Consider the following 1,478-nt stretch of genomic DNA (forward strand, 5'->3'; position numbering starts at 1 on the left):
CGGGCCGTCCTCGTCGTCGCCCACCGGCTGTCGACCGTCCAGCACGCGCAGCACGTCGTCATGATGGGGGAGGGGAGTGTCATCGACGCCGCCGACCATACGACTCTCGTCAACCGCCGCGGCCCTCGCCCTCCTCGGCGCCCTCGCGGTCACCGCCGCAGGACTGCGCAGGCGACGCGGCAACCGTCCCGACGACACACCGCAGACCCCCGAACTCACCGAACCCGTACGAGAGTTGGTGGCGGCCCGATGACCGCGACGACGACAGCCCTGCCGAGGACCGGCGCCGGGAAGACCCCGCTCTCCCCGCTGCTGCGACTGCTGATCCTCACTCAACTCGCCTTCAACGTGGGCTTCTTCGCGGTCCTGCCGTTCCTCGCCGAACACCTCGGCACCGGGATCGGGCTCGCGGGCTGGCTGGTCGGGTTCGTCCTGGGACTGAGGACGTTCAGCCAGCAAGGGCTGTTCGTCGTCGGCGGAGCGCTGACCGACCGGTACGGGGTGCGGCCCGTCGTCCTCGCCGGATGTGTGCTGCGGATCGCCGGGTTCGCGTGGCTCGGGTACGCCGGACACGTCGCGTCCGTCATCGGGGCGGTCCTGCTCATCGGGTTCGCCGCGGCCCTGTTCTCCCCGGCCGTCGAGAGCGAGGTGGCGCGGCAGGCCGTCGTCCGGGAGGAGAACGGGCACGGGCCACGCACCCGGGTGCTCGCGCTGTTCACCGTGGCCGGACAGGCCGGGGCGTTCGTCGGGCCGCTCCTCGGGGCGCTGCTGCTGTCGGTGGACTTCACGGCCGTGTGCCTCGCCGGAGCGGGGATCTTCGTGCTCGTCCTCGCCGGACACGCCTGGCTGCTGCCGCAGCACATACCCGGACGGCAGCGGACCCGGGTCGAGGGCGGCGTCCTGCCGATGCTCCGCAACCGCCGCTTCCTCGCCCTGTGCTGCGCCTACGGCGCCTACCTGCTCGCCTACAACCAGCTCTACCTGGCGCTGCCCGCAGAGGTGGAGCGGGCGGCCGGCTCGCAGACGCCGCTGTCGTGGCTGTTCGCGCTGTCGTCCGCGCTGGTCGTCGTCGCGCAGCTGCCCGTGACCCGGTGGGTGGGGGAGCGGCTCAGCCTGCGGGCGTCCATGGCGGGCGGGCTCGGGCTCATCGCCGCCGGGTTCGCGGTCGTCGCCGCCGCGCTGCCCGCCGGGGCGAAGGGGACGGCCGGACTGCTGCCGGCCGCCGGGTTCGTCGTCCTGCTCACCCTCGGCCAGATGCTCGTCGCGCCCGCCGCCCGCGCCTGGGTGCCCGACCTCGCGGCCGAGGGGCGGCTCGGGCTGTACACCGGGGCGCTGTCCTCCGTGTCCGGGCTGATCGTACTGGTCGGGAGTTCGGCGGCGGGGACGTCGAGGTGGAGGCGGCGGGAGGCGGTGTCGAGTTCGATGAAGTCGCCGGTGCGGACGAGGGAGAGGGGGCCGCCGGCGGCGGATTCGGGGGC

The 1,478-nt window shown here is 73.9% G+C and carries 1 pseudogene; it reads left to right on the forward strand.

The features are described 5' to 3' along the window. Positions 1-249: 249 nt before the first annotated feature. Positions 250-1,383, forward strand: a pseudogene (locus ACVNF4_RS35945) (MDR family MFS transporter); the annotation flags it as partial. Between the last annotated feature and the right edge of the window lie 95 nt (positions 1,384-1,478).

It is taken from the genome of Streptomyces sp. S6 (genome assembly GCF_054880855.1).